At 54.9% G+C, this 18,592-nt stretch carries 18 protein-coding genes; 1 reads left to right on the forward strand and 17 read right to left on the reverse strand.

Going from position 1 to position 18,592, the window contains the following annotated elements:
• Nucleotides 1-57 precede the first annotated feature (57 nt).
• From rlpA to leuS, 9 genes are all read right to left on the reverse strand, one after another.
• Entirely contained in the window at nucleotides 58-1,146 is a 1,089-nt protein-coding gene (gene rlpA / locus K5Y33_RS01430; RefSeq protein ID WP_222233129.1) for an endolytic peptidoglycan transglycosylase RlpA, read from the reverse strand.
• Nucleotides 1,147-1,156: 10 nt separating this feature from the next.
• Entirely contained in the window at nucleotides 1,157-2,269 is a 1,113-nt protein-coding gene (gene mrdB, locus K5Y33_RS01435; protein ID WP_101763316.1) for a peptidoglycan glycosyltransferase MrdB, read from the reverse strand.
• An 8-nt stretch (nucleotides 2,270-2,277) separates the two neighbouring features.
• On the reverse strand, nucleotides 2,278-4,182 hold the full coding sequence (gene mrdA, locus K5Y33_RS01440) for a peptidoglycan DD-transpeptidase MrdA (protein WP_222233130.1): 1,905 nt from the start codon (nucleotides 4,180-4,182) through the stop codon (nucleotides 2,278-2,280).
• Nucleotides 4,183-4,215: 33 nt separating this feature from the next.
• Nucleotides 4,216-4,686, reverse strand: coding sequence for a 23S rRNA (pseudouridine(1915)-N(3))-methyltransferase RlmH (gene rlmH, locus K5Y33_RS01445; protein ID WP_008103678.1), 471 nt, complete (start codon nucleotides 4,684-4,686; stop codon nucleotides 4,216-4,218).
• 3 nt (nucleotides 4,687-4,689) lie between these two features.
• The gene (rsfS, locus tag K5Y33_RS01450) at nucleotides 4,690-5,007 is read right to left on the reverse strand and encodes a ribosome silencing factor (protein ID WP_008103673.1); all 318 of its coding nucleotides are present in this window, start codon (nucleotides 5,005-5,007) and stop codon (nucleotides 4,690-4,692) included.
• Nucleotides 5,008-5,098: 91 nt separating this feature from the next.
• A complete protein-coding gene (gene nadD, locus K5Y33_RS01455) occupies nucleotides 5,099-5,743 on the reverse strand; it encodes a nicotinate-nucleotide adenylyltransferase (protein WP_222233131.1) in 645 nt (214 codons plus the stop codon).
• A complete protein-coding gene (holA, locus tag K5Y33_RS01460; RefSeq protein WP_222233132.1) occupies nucleotides 5,736-6,767 on the reverse strand; it encodes a DNA polymerase III subunit delta in 1,032 nt (343 codons plus the stop codon). The genes nadD and holA overlap by 8 nt, the downstream gene beginning before the upstream one ends.
• On the reverse strand, nucleotides 6,764-7,363 hold the full coding sequence (lptE, locus tag K5Y33_RS01465; RefSeq protein ID WP_110865718.1) for an LPS assembly lipoprotein LptE: 600 nt from the start codon (nucleotides 7,361-7,363) through the stop codon (nucleotides 6,764-6,766). The genes holA and lptE overlap by 4 nt, the downstream gene beginning before the upstream one ends.
• 14 nt (nucleotides 7,364-7,377) lie before the next feature.
• A complete protein-coding gene (leuS, locus tag K5Y33_RS01470) occupies nucleotides 7,378-9,960 on the reverse strand; it encodes a leucine--tRNA ligase (RefSeq protein WP_101763315.1) in 2,583 nt (860 codons plus the stop codon).
• A gap of 222 nt (nucleotides 9,961-10,182) precedes the next feature.
• Between leuS and K5Y33_RS01475 the strand changes: the two genes are divergently transcribed.
• A complete protein-coding gene (locus tag K5Y33_RS01475; RefSeq protein ID WP_007890691.1) occupies nucleotides 10,183-10,665 on the forward strand; it encodes a zinc ribbon-containing protein in 483 nt (160 codons plus the stop codon).
• A gap of 85 nt (nucleotides 10,666-10,750) precedes the next feature.
• Here K5Y33_RS01475 and K5Y33_RS01480 read toward each other — a convergent pair whose 3' ends face one another.
• From K5Y33_RS01480 to K5Y33_RS01515, 8 genes are all read right to left on the reverse strand, one after another.
• Nucleotides 10,751-11,476, reverse strand: a complete 726-nt coding sequence (locus K5Y33_RS01480; protein ID WP_008103661.1) for an amino acid ABC transporter ATP-binding protein — start codon at nucleotides 11,474-11,476, stop codon at nucleotides 10,751-10,753.
• On the reverse strand, nucleotides 11,477-12,154 hold the full coding sequence (gltK, locus tag K5Y33_RS01485) for a glutamate/aspartate ABC transporter permease GltK (protein ID WP_101763247.1): 678 nt from the start codon (nucleotides 12,152-12,154) through the stop codon (nucleotides 11,477-11,479). It abuts the gene before it with no gap.
• Entirely contained in the window at nucleotides 12,154-12,894 is a 741-nt protein-coding gene (locus K5Y33_RS01490) for an amino acid ABC transporter permease (protein WP_061717388.1), read from the reverse strand. The genes gltK and K5Y33_RS01490 overlap by 1 nt, the downstream gene beginning before the upstream one ends.
• A gap of 161 nt (nucleotides 12,895-13,055) precedes the next feature.
• A complete protein-coding gene (locus K5Y33_RS01495) occupies nucleotides 13,056-13,949 on the reverse strand; it encodes a glutamate/aspartate ABC transporter substrate-binding protein (RefSeq protein ID WP_101763246.1) in 894 nt (297 codons plus the stop codon).
• Between the two features lie 437 nt (nucleotides 13,950-14,386).
• The gene (gene lnt / locus K5Y33_RS01500) at nucleotides 14,387-15,913 is read right to left on the reverse strand and encodes an apolipoprotein N-acyltransferase (protein ID WP_222233133.1); all 1,527 of its coding nucleotides are present in this window, start codon (nucleotides 15,911-15,913) and stop codon (nucleotides 14,387-14,389) included.
• Between the two features lie 4 nt (nucleotides 15,914-15,917).
• Nucleotides 15,918-16,799 (reverse strand): CNNM family magnesium/cobalt transport protein CorC, encoded by an 882-nt coding sequence (corC, locus tag K5Y33_RS01505; protein ID WP_176971375.1) that lies wholly within the window; start codon nucleotides 16,797-16,799, stop codon nucleotides 15,918-15,920.
• Between the two features lie 82 nt (nucleotides 16,800-16,881).
• Nucleotides 16,882-17,355 (reverse strand): rRNA maturation RNase YbeY, encoded by a 474-nt coding sequence (gene ybeY, locus K5Y33_RS01510; protein ID WP_008103651.1) that lies wholly within the window; start codon nucleotides 17,353-17,355, stop codon nucleotides 16,882-16,884.
• Entirely contained in the window at nucleotides 17,352-18,425 is a 1,074-nt protein-coding gene (locus K5Y33_RS01515; RefSeq protein WP_101763243.1) for a PhoH family protein, read from the reverse strand. The genes ybeY and K5Y33_RS01515 overlap by 4 nt, the downstream gene beginning before the upstream one ends.
• Between the last annotated feature and the right edge of the window lie 167 nt (nucleotides 18,426-18,592).

The raw sequence follows: 18,592 nt of genomic DNA on the forward strand, positions 1-18,592 counted from the left end.
CCGATCGGGCGACATCTTGCTTTGCAAATCAGTTTCAGCAGGAAATGTCACTGTCCGTTACATCGATGGACGGGCAGTGGTAATAAATGAGCTCATTTGCGCTTCAGTGTTCAGACGCTGCTGCAAGGCAGCGGCTTCGGCACGGCTTTTATAGCCACCTAACTGAATGCGATAGACGTTGCCATTGGCTTCAACCGCGCCCGGCACGCCAAAGCGTTTACCCAGGCTTTCGGCCAGCTGACGTGCACGCGCCGGATCGTTAATCGCGCCGACCTGAACCACATAACCGCTGCCGGCATGGGCATTCTGGCTGGTAGCTGGTGCGGCGGCTGGCGTGGAAGATGTTGTTGCGGCTGGCGCGGCAACCGGCTCGTTCCCTTCCAGCACGCCCGTGGCTAACGGCTGTGGCGCGCCGAGAAAACCGCTGCTCTGGACGGGCGCACCCATGCTGTCACTGCTTTGCAAGGTGCTGTTATCGACAGCGCGCACATCCTGCGGTGCAGGCGCTGGCGCCGCATTGGCGCTGCCGCCCATCATCACCATGCCGCCGCCGAGATCGGGACGCGCGGGCAGGGCGTAACTCTGTTTGGCGACGGTGGTACCGATGGTGCCGGGACCGGAAACGGAACCATCCGGCGCCACTTTAATGTAATCAACACGCACGCGAGTATTGTTAGAGATATTCAGGCGATCGCCCGCCGCACGCGACAAGTCGATAATGCGGCCTGGCGTGTAAGGGCCACGATCGTTGACGCGTACCACAATTTGGCGGCCGTTGGCGAGGTTAGTAACGCGCACATAGCTCGGCAGCGGCAGCGTTGGATGCGCGGCGGTCATGCCTTCCGGATCGTAAGATTCACCGATAGCGGTGCGATTCCCCTGCGCTTCGTCACCGTACCAGGTGGCTAAACCCACTTCGCTGTAGTTCGAAGGATCTTTGATCACGCGGTAGTTTTTACCGTTGACGCTGTAATCCTGGCTGGTGGAAGGATTGATCGGTTCATAGCGTGGTTCCACGCCAGGAATTTCCACTACCGGGCCGTTATAGGCCGGTTGCGGTGGCGCAGTATTATTCTGCGGTTCCGGTGTGGAACAGGCAGCCAGTACCAATGATGCCAGTGCAACCCCAAGCCAGTCCTTACGCATGTGCAGCCTCTTAAACGCTTTTAGATAACATTTTTCGATGAGTATGGATCGACATCACGATGCCAAATCCAGCCATTAACACAATCAATGCCGATCCGCCGTAGCTCACCAGCGGCAGCGGTACGCCAACCACCGGTAAGATACCACTTACCATGCCAATGTTAACGAAAACATAAACGAATAAAATCAGCATCAAACCGCCCGCCATCACGCGACCAAACGTGGTTTGCGCGCGCGCCGCGATAATCAGTCCGCGCATGATCAGCAGCAAATAGAGTACCAGCAGTAACAACACGCCAACCAGACCGAGTTCTTCCGCTAAAACGGCAAAAATAAAGTCGGTATGGCGTTCAGGCAGGAACTCCAGCTGCGATTGGGTGCCGTGCAGCCAGCCCTTGCCGCGCAGGCCACCGGAGCCGATAGCAATCTTCGACTGAATGATGTGATAACCGGCGCCGAGCGGATCGCTTTCCGGGTCCAGCAGCATCATCACGCGGGCGCGCTGGTAATCATGCATCAGGAAGAACCACAAAATCGGGATAAAGGCGGCGACCAGCAATACCGCGATACCAATCAGCTTCCAGCTCATGCCGGATAAGAACAGTACAAACAGGCCGGAAGCAGCGATCAGAATCGAGGTGCCGAGATCGGGTTGTGCCGCCACCAGCAGCGTCGGCATGAAAATCAGAATCAACGCGATGCCGGTGTTTTTCAGCGTCGGCGGGCAGACATCGCGGTTAATAAAGCGCGCCACCATCAGTGGCACGGCAATCTTGGCGATCTCCGAGGGCTGAAAACGCACAAAACCAAGATCGAGCCAGCGCTGTGCGCCTTTACTAATGTGACCAAATGCGTCCACCGCTATCAGCAATATCACGCAGACAATATAGAGATAGGGCGCCCAGCTTTCATAGACGCGCGGCGGCACCTGCGCCAGCACCAGCATAACGATGATGCCCATGGCAATTTGCCCGAACTTACGCTCGGTCATGCCTGGATCCTGTCCGCTGGCGCTCCAGATGACGATGGCGCTGTAGGTCAGCAAGCTGAGAATGATCAGCATAAACAGGGGGTCGATATGGATGCGCGTCCAGATCGATCTTTTCTGCGGACTATCGTTCATGGACATTGTCATTCACCTTCGTAGCCGGGCGGTGTCGGTGCGGCTTCTGGCAGCACGGTATTGTTGTCGCCTAACATAATGTGGTCGAGAATCTGGCGCATCACGGTGCCGACAGCCGGGCCTGCGCCGCCGTTTTCCAGAATCATGGTGACGGCCACGCGCGGTTTATCGTAAGGCGCATAGGCAGTCATTAATTTATGGTCACGCAGACGTTCGGCAATCTTGTGCGCGTTATAGACTTCATTTTCTTTCAGTCCGTAAACCTGCGCGGTACCGGATTTGGCGGCGATTTTGTAGGGCGCATCGGCAAAACTCTTGTGCGCGGTACCGTTGGCGCGGTTGGCTACGCCATACATGCCGTCTTTGGCAATTTCCCAGTAACCTGAATGAATATCGCCAATGGGCGCATCCGGAACCTGGCGATAAGGCACCATGACCTGGCCTTCACGCGTGGCGCGCAGTAAGTGCGGCACTTTGATCACACCGTCATTGATCAGGATCATCATCGCTTTGTTCATCTGAATGGGGGTCGCGGTCCAGTAACCCTGGCCGATACCCACCGGAATGGTGTCACCTTGATACCACGGCTTCTTAAAGCGCTTCAGCTTCCATTCGCGCGTGGGCATGTTGCCCGCGCTCTCCTGTGGCAGATCAATGCCGGTGCGATGGCCGTAACCAAACTTGGTCATCCACTCTGACAGGCGATCGATGCCCATATCGTAGGCAACCTGATAGAAGAAGGTATCCGCCGATTCTTCCAGCGATTTAGTGACATTCAGGCGACCGTGGCCCCATTTTTTCCAGTCACGATAGCGCTTTTCCGAGCCGGGCAGTTGCCACCAGCCGGGATCGAACAGGCTGGTATTGCGGTTGATCACGCCTGCGCTCAGCGCCGACACGGCAACGTAGGGTTTCACCGTTGACGCTGGGGGATAGGAGGCCTGCAGCGCACGGTTATACAGCGGACGGTTTTCGTCGCTTAACAGCGCTTTATAATCTTTGCTCGAGATACCGTCGACAAACAGGTTCGGGTCGTAGCTGGGGGTAGAAACCAGTGCAAGAATTTCGCCGGTGCGTGGATCGCTCACCACCACTGCCGCGCGGCTGCCGGTCAACAAGGTTTCGATGTACTGCTGCAGTTTGAGGTCAACCGTCAGGTAGATATCGCGTCCGGCTTGCGGAGACTGCTCGTGCAGCTGTCGAATGACGCGGCCACGGTTGTTAACTTCAACCTCTTCATAGCCGGTTTTACCGTGCAGCACATCTTCGTAATAGTTTTCGATGCCGAGCTTGCCGATATCATGCGTAGCCGCATAGTTCGGCCATTTGCCTTCCTGATCGAGGCGCGCAACGTCGCGATCGTTGATTTTGGAGACGTAGCCCACTACGTGCGTCAGCGTCTGGCCGTACGGATAGTAGCGGCGCTGATAGCCTTTTACTTCCACGCCAGGAAAACGGTATTGATTGACGGCGAAACGCGCCACCTGCACTTCGTTTAAACCGATTTTGACCGGAATCGAGGTAAAGCGGCGCGAGCGTTTACGCTCTTTGTCAAACGCATCGAGATCGTCGTCGGTCAGATCCAGTACCGGACGCAGATCCTGCAAGGTCTGCTTCAGGTTGTCGACCTTTTCCGGCATCAGTTCGGCCTGATAAATCGTGCGGTTTACTGCCAGCGGGACGCCGGTACGATCGAAAATAATGCCGCGGCTCGGTGCCACCGGCACCAGCTTAATGCGGTTTTCATTTGAACGGGTGCTGTAGTCGTCAAAGCGCAGAATTTGCAGGTGGTACATGTTGACCACCAGAATGCTGGAGAGCAGCAGAATGCCAACAAAAGCCACCAATGCTCGGCGGACAAAAAGTTTCTGTTCGGCAGTGTAATCGCGAAAGGCGTTGCTCTGTAATTTCATCCGCTACATTTATTGTCTGGGGTTGTCAGGCGTTTATTCACGATGATAAGGATGATTCGTGGTGATGCTCCACGCACGATACAGGCTTTCCGCTACCAGCACACGCACCAGCGGATGTGGCAACGTGAGCGCTGACAGTGACCAGCTTTGTTCAGCAGCGGCTTTGCACGCGGGCGCCAGTCCTTCCGGACCGCCGATTAACAGGCTGACATCGCGGCCATCCAGTTTCCAGCGTTCAAGCTGCTGCGCCAGCTGTGGGGTTTCCCACGGCTGTCCGGGGATATCCAGCGTGACAATACGATTGCCTTTACCCACGGCGGCCAGCATCGCTTCACCTTCTTTTTCCAGAATGCGTTTGATGTCAGCGTTCTTGCCGCGTTTGCCGGCAGTTACTTCGATCAGTTCAAACGGCATATCTTTCGGGAAGCGGCGCAGATACTCCATGAAACCGGTCTGAACCCAGTCGGGCATTTTGGTGCCGACGGCCACAAGCTGCAGTTTCACGTCTTAGCTCCAGAGTTTTTCCAGCTCGTACAGCTGGCGGCTCTCTGCTTCCATCACGTGCACAATCACGTCACCCAGGTCAACGACCACCCAATCGGAGGCGGTTTTACTGTCTACACCCAGCGGCTTAAGGCCCGCAGTGCGCGATTCCTGCACCACATGATCGGCGATAGAAGCGACGTGACGTGTTGAAGTGCCGGTGCAAATGATCATGCAATCGGTGATGCTGGATTTGCCCTGAACATCAATAGCAATGATGTCCTGGCCTTTGAGATCATCAATCTTATCAATAACGAACTCTTGGAGTGCTTTACCTTGCAAAAGGTTCCCCTTAAAAACAGGTGATTACGGACGGGCTAACGATGCGAGAAAGGTAGCCGAAAATGAAGCGGCGCAGTATAGCATGCTGCCTTTAGCTGCGATATAAGCCAACGCTATCGATGTAGCCGATCACTGCATCTGGCAGTAAATCCGCGCAGGAGATGCCCGCATGGCGGCGCTGACGGATTTCGGTGGCGGAAATGTCGAACAGCGGCGTATCCGCCAGCCAGATGTGTCCCGCCGGTGCGTGATGGAGTTGCTGCACCTCATCGGCGAGATGCTCATCAAGCCACTGCTGCATCTCTGGCGTCTCCATCTGCGCGGCATAACCTGGACGCTTACACACCAGCAAATGACACAGCGACAATAGATCCTGCCAGCGATGCCATTTGGCTAACGTTAGCAGAGAATCCTGACCAATGATAAACCCGAGGGGCTGTTCTGGGCCGCGTTCCGCACGCAGTGCTTCCAGCGTGGCAACTGTCCAGGACGGCGTTGCACGCGCCAGTTCGCGCGTATCGATATCAAACAGCGGGCGACCGGCAATAGCACAGCGCAGCATCTCAACGCGCTGTTGCGCACTGGCTTCCGGCTGCGGGCGATGCGGCGGCACGTTGTTCGGCAGCAGCGTGACCTTTTTTAATCCCACTTGCTGTGCCAGCGCTTCTACCGGGCGCAAATGGCCGTAGTGAATCGGATCGAAGGTGCCGCCAAACAGGGCGTAGAGTTTAGACATCAGTAAAGTTCAGCGGGAAATCGCGGTGACACAGCAGCAGCGACAGCGTTTCCAGCTGCGGCCACAGGTTTTGTCCGTAATCCTGCTTCATGCTGAGTTCCAGCTCTGCCAGCAAATGCACCGCGCGCTGTAAACGCTGTGCATCAAGGCGCTGCAAGGCTTCAGTAAACAGCGCGCGACGGTTTTGCCAGATACGTTGCTGATCCATCAGCGTGCGCAGCGCTTGTTTCGCCTGATTCCGCTGCAGGTGCAGCAGCGTGAGTAAATCGCGTTGCAGCGTGCGCAGCAGAATCACCGCTTCGCTGTCCTCTTTCTCCAGCTGATGCAGGATGTGCAGGGCGCGTTTACTTTTCCCTGCCAGCAATGCATCCACCCAATGGAACGGTGTAAAGTGCGCAGCATCGTTGACGGCGGCTTCCACGCGCGGCAGCGTTAATTTGCCATCCGGCCACAGCAGCGATAAGCGTTCCAGCGCCTGCGACAGCGCCAGCAGATTCCCTTCGTAGCAGTAGCAAAGCAGCTGGATCGCCGCATCATCTACGCTGAGTTTCATCGCTTTGGCGCGACTCGCCACCCAGCGCGGCAGCTGTGCCTGTTCAGGCGTCTGGCACGGAACCATTACCGCCTGCGTACTCAGCGCTTTGAACCAGGCGCTGTTCTCCTGCGCTTTGGTCAGTTTCGCCAGGCGCAGCACCAGCAAAATATCGCTGTGCAGCAGCGTGGAGAGTTTCACTAACTGCTCGGCGATAGCGGCATTGGGGCCGTTTTCGGGCAGTTGCAGCGTCAGGGTTTGGCGTTGGGTAAACAGGCTGAGCGATTGGCAGCTAACGAAGATCGCATCCCAATCGGTTTGCGCATCAATGGTGACGCTGAAGTGCTCTTCAAATCCCTGTGCGCTGGCGGTAGCACGGATTGCATCCGCGCTTTCCTGAATCAGCAGAGGTTCATTACCGGTGAGAAAATAACAGGCGCGCAGCCCCTCTCGAAGCTGCGCGCTCAGTTGTTCAGGATAAATCCTGATCATTGCAGACTGGTAGCTGACGAAGAGGACACTTCCGGTGAGTTCTGTCCCGGTGCAATCGTCTCAGGCTGCGGCAAAGTATCTTTGTTGCTTTCCTGCGCGGCATGCACGGTCAGCAGTTTACGTACTAACTGCTCGGACGCGCGCTGACGCATCTCCTGCACGATCATATCTTGCTCGGCATCCTTCGCCAGTGCGGCGTTCGGGTTGTCGAAGAAAGAACGATACACGGTGGTGCTGATCGGGTAGATACCTTTACCCGGCAGCAGAACCTGTGCGGTGACCGTCATCACCAGCGAGTATTCCGCGGTGGTACCGCTGATAAACACCGATGCGGTATCACGTCCCTGGCCTTCAGCACCCAGACGCAGCGTTGGGTATTTGGCGCTGGCCGCTTTGCTGTCTTCAATGATGGTGACATTGTTGATGCGCAGCTGCTGGCGCACGGCACGTGCCAGTGGGCCATAGGGATCGCCGCTCTGGACGATAAGGGTTTTCATCTCACTCGGCACCGAGGTGGTGCCGCGCGGGTGGAAACCACAGCCTGCGGTAATCACTACCGCAAGCAGGACAAACAGCCTGATAATCAGTTGTCGCACAGTTCCTCCTGAACTTAACCTACGACCAGGTTAAGCAGTTTGCCAGGGACATAAATCACTTTACGAATGGTGACGCCATCCAGATATTTCGCCACCAAATGCTCCTGCGCAGCACGCGCCTGCACCTGCTCCTGCGTGGCATCCGGCGCGACGGTAATCTTGCCGCGCACTTTGCCATTCACCTGCACCACCACCAGCAGCGAATCTTCCACCATGGCCGCTTCATCAGCTACCGGCCAGCTGGCTTCGTCGATGCTGCCTTCGCCGCCCAGCGCTTGCCACAATACATAGCTGGCGTGCGGGGTGAATGGATAGAGCAGACGCGTCACCGCGACCAGCGCTTCCTGCAGCAGCGCGCGATCTTGCTCGCTCTCCTGCGGGGCACGGATCAGTTTGTTCATCAGCTCCATAATGGCAGCGATGGCGGTGTTGAATGTCTGACGACGCCCCACATCATCGGCCACTTTGGCAATAGTTTTGTGCAGATCGCGACGCAGCGCTTTCTGGTCGTCATTCAGGTTATTGACGTCCAGCGCCACGGTCGCGCCTTTCGCAATGTGCTCGTAAGCCAGTTTCCATACGCGCTTCAGGAAACGGTTAGCACCTTCAACGCCCGATTCCTGCCACTCCAGCGTCATCTCTGCTGGCGAAGCAAACATCATGAACAGACGAACGGTATCTGCACCGTAACGCTCAACCATCAGCTGGGGATCGATGCCGTTGTTTTTCGACTTCGACATTTTGCTCATGCCGGCGTAAACCACTTCACGACCTTCGTTGTCGGTGGCTTTGATAATGCGGCCTTTCTCGTCGCGTTCTACGGTCACGTCAACCGGAGAAACCCAGTTACGCTCGCCGTTCACGCCGAGGTAGTAGAACGCATCAGCCAGCACCATGCCCTGACACAGCAGGCGTTTGGCCGGCTCATCAGAGTTCACCAGGCCAGCATCACGCAGCAGCTTGTGATAGAAGCGGAAATACATCAGGTGCATGATGGCGTGTTCGATACCGCCAACATACTGATCGACCGGCAACCAGTAGTTTGCCGCCGCCGGATCCAGCATGCCTTCATGGTAGTTGGCGCAGGTATAACGCGCGTAGTACCAGGATGACTCCATAAAGGTGTCAAAGGTGTCGGTTTCACGCAGCGCAGGCTGGCCATTAACGGTGGTTTTGGCCCACTCAGGATCGGCTTTGATTGGGCTGGTGATACCATCCATCACCACGTCTTCTGGCAGGATGACCGGCAACTGATCTTCTGGCGTTGGCATCACGGTGCCATCTTCCAACGTCACCATTGGAATTGGCGCGCCCCAGTAACGTTGACGGGAAACGCCCCAGTCGCGTAGACGGTAATTGACTTTACGCACGCCCACGCCTTTGGCAGCCAGCGCATCGGCGATGGCGTTAAAGCCCGCCTGATGATCCAGACCGTTGTATTCACCCGAGTTGAACAGCGCGCCTTTTTCGGTCATCGCGGCAGCACTCAGGTCCGGTTCAGAACCGTCGAGATTCAGGATCACCGGCTTAATGTTCAGGTTGTACTTGGTAGCGAACTCCCAGTCACGCTGATCGTGGCCTGGAACAGCCATTACCGCGCCGGTGCCGTATTCCATCAGCACGAAGTTAGCGACCCACACCGGAATTTCTTCACCGGTCAGCGGATGGATAGCGAACAGGCCGGTGGCCACGCCTTTCTTCTCCATCGTTGCCATGTCGGCTTCGGCGACTTTGGTGGTACGGCATTCGTCGATAAATTCAGCCAGCGCAGGATTAGTGGCAGCTGCTTGCTGCGCCAGTGGGTGACCTGCGGCAACCGCCACATAGGTTGCACCCATAAAGGTATCTGGACGGGTGGTGTAAACGGTCAGCTTCTCAGCGCTGTTGGCAACGTCAAAGGTGATTTCTACGCCTTCAGAGCGGCCAATCCAGTTGCGCTGCATGGTTTTGACCTGCTCCGGCCAATCTTCCAGCTTATCGAGATCGTTGAGCAGCTCTTCCGCATAGGCGGTGATTTTGACGAACCACTGTGGGATCTCTTTGCGCTCAACTTTGGTATCACAGCGCCAGCAGCAGCCGTCGATAACCTGTTCGTTGGCCAGCACGGTCTGATCGTTCGGGCACCAGTTCACCGCCGAGGTCTTTTTATAGACCATGTCTTTTTCATACAGCTTAGTGAAGAACCACTGTTCCCAGCGATAGTATTCTGGCTGGCAGGTCGCCAGTTCGCGGCTCCAGTCATAGCCAAAGCCCAGTAATTTCAACTGGTTCTTCATGTAAGCGATGTTGTCGTACGTCCACGGCGCCGGCGCGGTGTTGTTTTTCACCGCAGCGCCTTCGGCTGGCAGACCAAACGCATCCCAGCCAATTGGCTGCAAAACGTTTTTGCCGAGCATACGCTGGTAACGCGCAATCACATCGCCAATGGTGTAATTACGCACGTGCCCCATGTGCAGGCGGCCAGAAGGATAGGGCAGCATCGAAAGGCAATAATATTTCTCTTTGCCTTCCTGCTCGGTCACTTTAAAGGTTTCGTTTTCGTCCCAGTGTTGTTGGACGCGGGATTCTATCTCTTCCGGGCGGTATTGCTCTTGCATGGCTGCCTGTGGTCCTTTGTGAAAATCGCTAAGCATACTTTTAGATCCGCATAGCATACCCATAAGGCTGCGCCTCAACAACTTTTCACGCCCTCGCCGGCCGGATTTCTGCCGAATGCGCCGCCGCTTTCACCCTTTTGTGATTTCTCCGCTTGCTGTCGATGCAATTGTGACAAAACCGCTAAACTTAATAGCAGTATCCGCAGCGGAAAGGAGAATAAAATGAATAACGTGGCGCAGGAATACCGTGCAACGATTGAAGCATTATCCCAACGATTGGATCATGGCGAGCGCGATGTTGATGCGTTGGTGGCCGAGGCGCGGCAAAGTTTGCTGGCGAAAAAAACGCTGTCACCCGCCGAGGTCAATGAAGTGATGCGCGCCGTGCGGCGCGATTTACACGAGTTTGCGCTGAGCTATCAGGAGTCTTCTGATGTGGTCGGCGATTCAGTGTTTTTGCGCGTGATTCGTGAAAGCCTGTGGAAAGAGCTGGCGGATATCACCGATAAAAGTCAGCTCGAGTGGCGTGAAGTGTTTCAGGATTTGCGCCATCACGGCGTTTACCAGAGCGGTGAAGTGGTGGGGCTGGGGAATTTAGTCTGTGAGAAGTGCGGCTTCACACGGGCGATTTATACGCCAGAGAGCTTAACGCGCTGCCCGGAGTGCGGGCACGATCAGTTCCAGCGCCAGCCGTTTGAACCCTGATTTTATGAATGTATAACCCCCGCGCGATGAATCGCGCCGCTACGGGTACGAGCACTTATCGTAGCGGCGCGATTTATTGCGCTAATTAGTGCAGGATCTTCGCCAGGAAGTCTTTCGCACGATCGGATTGCGGATTGTTAAAGAAGTCATCCTTATTGGTGTCTTCGATAATTTTCCCTTCATCCATAAAGATCACGCGGTTAGCGACTTTGCGCGCAAAGCCCATTTCATGCGTTACCACCATCATGGTCATGCCTTCATTCGCCAGCTCAACCATCACGTCTAACACTTCGTTGATCATTTCAGGATCAAGCGCTGACGTCGGCTCATCAAACAGCATCGCCACCGGATCCATGCACAACGCACGCGCGATTGCCACGCGCTGCTGCTGGCCGCCGGAAAGCTGGCCGGGAAACTTATCCGCGTGCGCAGAGAGCCCAACGCGTTTTAACAAGCCCTGCGCTTTCTCACGCGAGGCCGCTTTATCACGCTTCAGCACTTTGACCTGCGCCAGCGTCAGGTTCTCGATGATGCTGAGATGAGGAAACAGCTCGAAATGCTGGAACACCATGCCCACTTTGCTACGCAATTGAGCGAGGTTGGTTTTTTTGTTGTTCACTTCGGTGCCGGTCACCTGAATGCTGCCCTTTTGAATCGGCTCCAGGCCGTTCACGGTTTTGATCAGCGTTGATTTACCTGAGCCAGACGGACCGCAGACCACCACCACTTCACCTTTTTTCACTTCGGTGGAGCAGTCGGTCAGCACCTGAAAGTGCCCATACCACTTTGAAACATTTTTCAGGCTAATCATTTAAACCGTCCTCTTTCTTTTCAGATAGGTAACCAACAGCGAAGCGCTCAGGCTGATCACAAAGTAGACCAGACCAGCAAACAAAATCATTTCAACCTGGGTTCCGTCACGCTCACCTATGGTTGAAGCGGTGCGGAAGAAATCGGCCAGGCTCAGTACATACACCAGCGACGTATCCTGGAACAGCACGATGCCCTGCGTCAGCAGCAGCGGCACCATGGCGCGGAACGCCTGCGGCAATACGATCAGTTTCATCGATTGCCAGTGCGTCATGCCGAGCGCCAGCGCGGCATTGGACTGCCCGCGTGAGATGCTCTGAATACCGGCGCGGATGATTTCCGAGTAGTACGCGGCCTCAAAGAGCGCAAATGCCACCATGGCAGAAATCAGGCGGATATCGGATTTAGGCGATAAGCCCAGCACCTGTTGCAGGAAGGCGGGTACCACCAAATAGAACCACAGCAGCACCATCACCAAGGGTACGGATCGGAACAGGTTAACGTACAGCTTGGCAAACCAGCGTATCGGCGCAATTGGCGACAAGCGCATCACCGCCAAAATCGTGCCCCAGATAATGCCAAACACCACGGCAATCGCGGTGATCTTGAAGGTAATGATCAACCCATTCCACAAGTAAGGCAGGCTGGGAACAATCGAACTCCAGTCAAACTCGTACATTATTTGCCTCCCATATTGCCAGGCAGGCGAATTTTGCGTTCTACCACACTCATAATCAGCATGATCACCAGGTTAATGCCGACGTACGCCAGAGTGATGGCGGTAAAGGATTCATAGGCATGCGCGGAGTAATCCAGCAGCTTGCCGGCCTGCGCCGCCATATCCACCAGTCCGATGGTTGAGGCGATCGCCGAGTTCTTCACCAGGTTAAGCATTTCCGACGTCATTGGCGGAACAATCACGCGATAGGCATTCGGCAGCAGCACGTAGCGATAGGTTTGCGGCAGCGTCAGGCCCATCGCCAGGCCGGCATTTTTCTGACCGCGTGGCAGCGACTGAATCGCCGCGCGTACCTGTTCACAGACGCGCGCTGCGGTGAACAAACCAAGGCAAATCGTCGAGGAGACGAAGAACTGAATGTTAGGATCCAATTCTGACTTAAACCACATGCCCAGCTTTTCGCCCACCAGTTCTGGCGCAACCAGATACCAGAAGAAGAACTGCACAATCAGCGGGATATTACGGAATAGCTCCACGTAGCAGGTGCCAATTGCCGCCAACAGGCGGTTGGGCACGGTACGCAGAATGCCAAATAAGGAACCTACCAGGAAGGCGATAATCCAGGCGCAGCAGGACACCGCAATGGTGACCTGAAAACCGGACCACAGCCAGCCGAGGTAAGTCGTATTGCCGAACGGGGCCTGTTCAAGAAAAATGCCCCAGTTCCAATCGATACCCATAACGAGCTCCGGTAAAAAAAGGGTAGCGAGGCTACCCATAAGATTGTTGAGCGGTGTCTTGCATCCTGCTTCAGGGGAACGGCCTGTTACAGTCTGTCTGTCCGCACCGCATGTTCAGCAATCGAGAGGGCAGCGGGGCTGCCCTTGTTGTCGTTGTTAATTCAGAGTGCTTTGTCGTTCGGTGCTTTGAACAGGGCCTGCATATCGCTTGAGAGTTCGAAGTTCAGGTTCAGATTCTTCGGTGGAATCGGTTTTTTGAACCAGGTTTCAAACCATTTTGAGGCTTCGCCAGAGGTTTGCGCTTTAGCAATGGTTTCATCCATCAGCTGTTTGAACTGTGGATCCTGATTACGCAGCATGCAGCCGTAAGCTTCTTTCGACTGCGGTGTACCCACGATGTCCCAGTTGTCTGGCTTCTTGGCTTTGGCACGTTCACCTGCCAGCAGCGCGTCATCCATCATGAAGGCCACAGCACGACCGGTTTCCAGCGTACGGAAAGAATCGCCATGGTCTTTCGCGCTGATGATGCGCATATCCATTTTTTGCTCGTCGTTCAGTTTGTGCAGCAGAACTTCTGAAGTGGTACCGGAGGTCACGACAACGGTTTTACCCTTCAGATCAGGGAAATCTTTGATGTCGCCGCCTTTTTTCACCAGCAGACGCGTACCGATGATGAACACGGTGTCAGAGAATGCCGCTTGCTTCTGACGCTCCAGGTTGTTGGTGGTAGAACCGCACTCAAAATCGTAAGTCCCGTTCTGCAACAGGGGAATACGGTTCTGCGAGGTAATCGGCAGCATTTTGATCTGCAAATCAGGCTTATTCAGTTTGGCTTTAATAGCCGCGATGATGGCGTTTGAATAATCCTGTGAATAGCCAACCACTTTTTGCTGGTTGTCATAGTAAGAAAAGGGAACTGATGATTCACGATGCCCAACGACGATCACGCCGCTATCATTGATTTTTTTCAGGGTACCGGTGAGATCTTCCGCCTGGGCCGCTCCCGCTGCTGCTCCCAACAGCAAAAGAGATAATGCCACTTTGCGTATCTGCATGTTCCAACTCCTTCGTATGGATGTCGCGCAGAACATAAACTGCGCAGATTGTGATGTTGTGTGTATTTCGTGCTGCTTTTTTTGTTATCCCATAGCGCAACCGCACGCAGGATAGTGATTAACATAGCGAATTGTTAACGCAATGAAACAAAAAAGTTTCTTTTTTGCGAGCCGCTCCGCACCAATAAAAGGCAAAAATTCCCCGATGCGCCAATAGAGTGCGCATCATTGCCATAAATTAGTGCGTAAAGGTTGCACTACGCTGACAAAAGCCGATGTTTGCGAAAATCACTGAAATAAATAGCAATGATCGTGCCAGCACGATGAAGAAGTGTAAAAAGCCAGCAGAGAATCGGGGAAAGCACCACGGAAGGAAGAGAAAACAGCGCATAAAAAAGGCGAAGTATTCACTTCGCCTGTTTGCATAGCTGCCTGAACTAGTGGCGACGGCGCAGAATGGCCACCACAATGCTAATCAACGTCACTAGCCACACTGGCCAGATGCCCGCTTTCGCATACGGCGTTTCACCCTTGGTTGGCGTGACTTTGGCTTCCAGCACATCGCGTGTGAACTGCGGCAACGCTTTCTCCACCTCACCATTGGCATTTACTACTGCGGTAACACCGTTATTGGTGGAGCGCAGTAACGGACGTCCCAGCTCCAGCGCACGCATGCGCGCCATCTGGAAATGCTGCCACGGCCCGATGGAGTGACCGAACCAGGCATCGTTGGAGACGGTCAGCAGGAAGTTGGTATCGGGACGGAAGTTGGCGCGCACTTGTTCGCCCAGCACGATCTCATAGCAGATAGCGCTGGTCAGGTGATAACCCGCTACTTTCAGCTGCGGCTGGACATAGGCGCCACGGCTGAAGGAGGACATCGGCAAATCGAAGAACGGCGCCAGCGGACGCAGCAACGCTTCCAGCGGCACAAACTCACCAAATGGCACCAGATGATTCTTCTGATAGCGGTTCTGGCTTTGATAGCTGTAAGGCTGCTCGCCACCCAGCACAATTACCGAGTTATAGTCGTGATAGCGATTATCGCCTTCCACGCGAGAATCCACGATACCGGTAATCAGTGAGCTGCCGCGCGCGCGCAGGTCAGCATCCAGCGCCCGCAGGAACGGCTGCTGGTTGCTTTCCAGATCGGTAATCGCTGATTCGGGCCAGATAATGATCGGTGCTTTGCCGATAAACGGCTGGCTATAGGAGGTGTAAACGCGCAGCGTGTTCAGCAGTTGCTGCGGATCCCACTTCATCGACTGCGGAATATTGCCTTGCACCATCGCAACATCAACGCTGCGTTCCGGCAGCGGCTGATACCACTGCATCATGCGCAGCGGCCACGGCAGTAACAGCAGGAGCGCGGCGGCTATCAAGCTTTTCACGGTACGATGATGCAGCGCGTGCACCAGCAAGCCGGCGATCACCATCAACAGGAAGGTAATGGTTTCAACGCCTGCGAGCGGCGCGAGGCCTTTTAGCGGACCGTCAATCTGGCTGTAGCCAAACTGCAGCCACGGAAAGCCGGTGAGCACCCAACCGCGCAGGAATTCGCTAATCTGCCACAGCGCGGGTGCCGCTAAAGCCAATCGCCAGATTGTGGCGCGCGGCCAGAAACGGTTGAGCAGGATGGCAAACAGCATCGGATAAAGCGATAGATAAGCCGCCAGCAGAATCACCAGCAAGATGTTTACCGGGCCGGGCATGCCGCCAAAGGTGGCGATGCTGACGTAAACCCAATTGATGCCGCTGCCAAACAGTCCAAAGCCCCAAACGAAGCCGATCGCCGCAGCCTGCGCAGTGCGACGTTCCAGCAGCAACAGTTGCAGACCAATCAGCGAAATTATCGCCGCAGGCCAGAAATCGTAGGGGGAAAAGGAAAGGGTGCCAATGGCACCCGTCATTAACGCCAGCAGCAGGCGAACCCGCTGCTGCGAGTAAAGAGAGGCTAAAGCCATAAAGTTATTCGTCTTCCAGTTGCGGTTGTGGTGAGTCTTCCGGAATTTTTACATGCACCTGGATGATACGGCGGCTGTCAGCCATGGCGACTTTGAACTGATAGCCATCAATGACAATACTTTCGCCGCGAGCGGGAAGGTGGCCGAATCCCTGCATGACCAATCCGCCAATGGTATCGACTTCGTCATCGCTGAAATCGGTGCCAAAGACCTCATTAAAATCTTCAATTTGCGTTAAGGCGCGCATGGTATAGGTGTAACGATTGAGCTGGCGGATATCACGATCTTCTTCATCGTCATACTCATCTTCAATTTCGCCAACAATCAGCTCAAGAATATCTTCAATGGTCACCAGACCAGAGACGCCACCAAATTCATCAATGACAATCGCCATGTGATAACGCTGCGAGCGGAACTCCTTCAGCATGCGATCGACGCGCTTGCTTTCAGGAACCACCACGGCGGTGCGCAGCACTTTTTCCATGCTGAACGGCTCAGACGCGCTGGCCATAAACGGCAGCAGGTCTTTGGCCATCAAAATGCCTTCGACGTGGTCTTTGTCTTCGCTGATCACCGGGAAGCGTGAGTGGGCGGATTCAATAATCACCGCAAGGCACTCTTCCAGAGTTTGGTTGCGTTTCAGGGTGATCATTTGCGAGCGAGGGATCATGATGTCGCGCACGCGCTGTTCGGCAATGTCCAGCACCCCTTCGAGCATGTCGCGGGTGTCCTGATCAATCAGCTCTTTTTGCTCAGAATCGCGGATTAACCCCAGCAGTTCATCACGGTTTTTGGGTTCACCGTGAAACAGTTGGTTGATTAACAGGGAGAAAAATCCCTTTTTACTACTGGGTGCGTCGCTGTTTTGAGAATGGTCGTCGCTCATGGCGTTTTTATTTCGTTCTCTCTAATGAGGGATTGGGGCTGCTGGCATCCGCGCCAGCAGCGCAATAACCTGAACCAGCGGCTCAGGCGTCTTCTTTCTCCGAAATGTACGGATCAGGATAACCAAGAGCAAGCATTATCTCGGTCTCCAGCGCCTCCATCTCTTCGGCTTCTTCATCTTCGATATGGTCGTAACCCAGCAGATGCAGCGTACCGTGCACCACCATATGCGCCCAGTGGGCTTCGACGGTTTTGCCTTGTTCAGCAGCCTCTTGCTCGACAACCTGACGGCAAATAATCAGATCGCCGAGCAGTGGCAGTTCAATTCCCGGCGGTGCTTCAAACGGGAATGACAGCACGTTGGTCGGCTTATCTTTGCCGCGATAAGTCAGATTAAGCTCATTACTCTCGGCTTCATCCACCAGACGAATCGTGACTTCGCTTTCTGGTTGAAACGGCGTTACCGCCGCTTCCAGCCAGCGTTGAAAATCACTCTCCGCTGGCAGATGGTTTTCATCGGCGCAGGCCAGTTGTAAATCAAGAATCACCGCGCTCATGAACGCTCCTGCGGGCTGGTTTGGCTGGCAAGCTGAGCCGCGATAGCTTCGCGTTTGCGCTCTTCTGCCTGTTGATCACGGCGTTTCTGGTCGGCGGTTTCCCAGGCTTCATAAGCATTCACGATGCGTGCGACAACCGGATGACGCACCACGTCTTCGCTGTGGAAAAAGTTAAAGCTAATCTCATCGACTTCTGCCAGCACTTCAATGGCGTGGCGCAGGCCGGATTTGGTGCTGCGCGGCAAGTCAATCTGCGTGATATCGCCGGTAATGACCGCTTTCGAATTAAAGCCGATACGCGTCAGGAACATCTTCATCTGTTCGATAGTGGTGTTCTGGCTCTCATCGAGAATCACAAAGGCGTCGTTCAGCGTGCGTCCGCGCATGTAGGCCAGCGGAGCCACTTCAATCACGTTGCGCTCAATCAGTTTCTCTACGCGCTCAAAGCCGAGCATTTCGAACAGCGCGTCGTACAGCGGGCGCAGGTAGGGATCGACCTTCTGGCTGAGATCGCCAGGCAGGAAGCCGAGTTTCTCACCCGCTTCAACCGCCGGACGCGTCAGCAGAATACGGCGAATCTCCTGACGCTCCAGCGCATCCACTGCGGCAGCGACCGCCAGATAGGTTTTACCGGTACCTGCCGGGCCGATACCAAAGGTAATGTCGTGGGAGAAGATATTAGCGATGTACTGCGCCTGGTTAGGCGTACGCGGTTTGATTACGCCACGCTTGGTTTTGATGTTCACCGCTTTGCCGAATTCCGGCACGCTCTCAGCGCTCTGTTCCAGAACGCCGCTCTCTTTGATTGCCAGGTGAATCTGGTCCGGTTCGATATCTTTGATCTGACCGCGCATTGGGGCGGTATCAACATACAGCGTGCGCAGGATATTGACGGCAGCGTCCACACAGAGCGAGCGGCCGGTAAGCGTGAATTGGTTGTCACGGCGTTTGATTTCAAGGCCCAAACGGCGCTCCAGCTGTTTCACATTGTCATCCATCGGACCGCACAAGCTCATCAGTCGTTGGTTATCTGCCGGTTCAAGGGCGATTTCACGCGTTTCGATATTCAAATGAATCCTTAAGGTCACTCAGGGCCAGTTGAAAAGGTGTGCCGGATGTCGAAGAGCAATCTCTCCACATCTTTATGAAATTATTTATGGCGCTGCGCACTGGCGCAAGCTTCAGAGTCGATATTTGGGCAGCACTTGTGGAAAGCAAGGGCCTGGGGATGAAACAG

This window comes from Pantoea sp. DY-17, from assembly GCF_019795975.1.
GTDB lineage: Bacteria > Pseudomonadota > Gammaproteobacteria > Enterobacterales > Enterobacteriaceae > Pantoea > Pantoea leporis.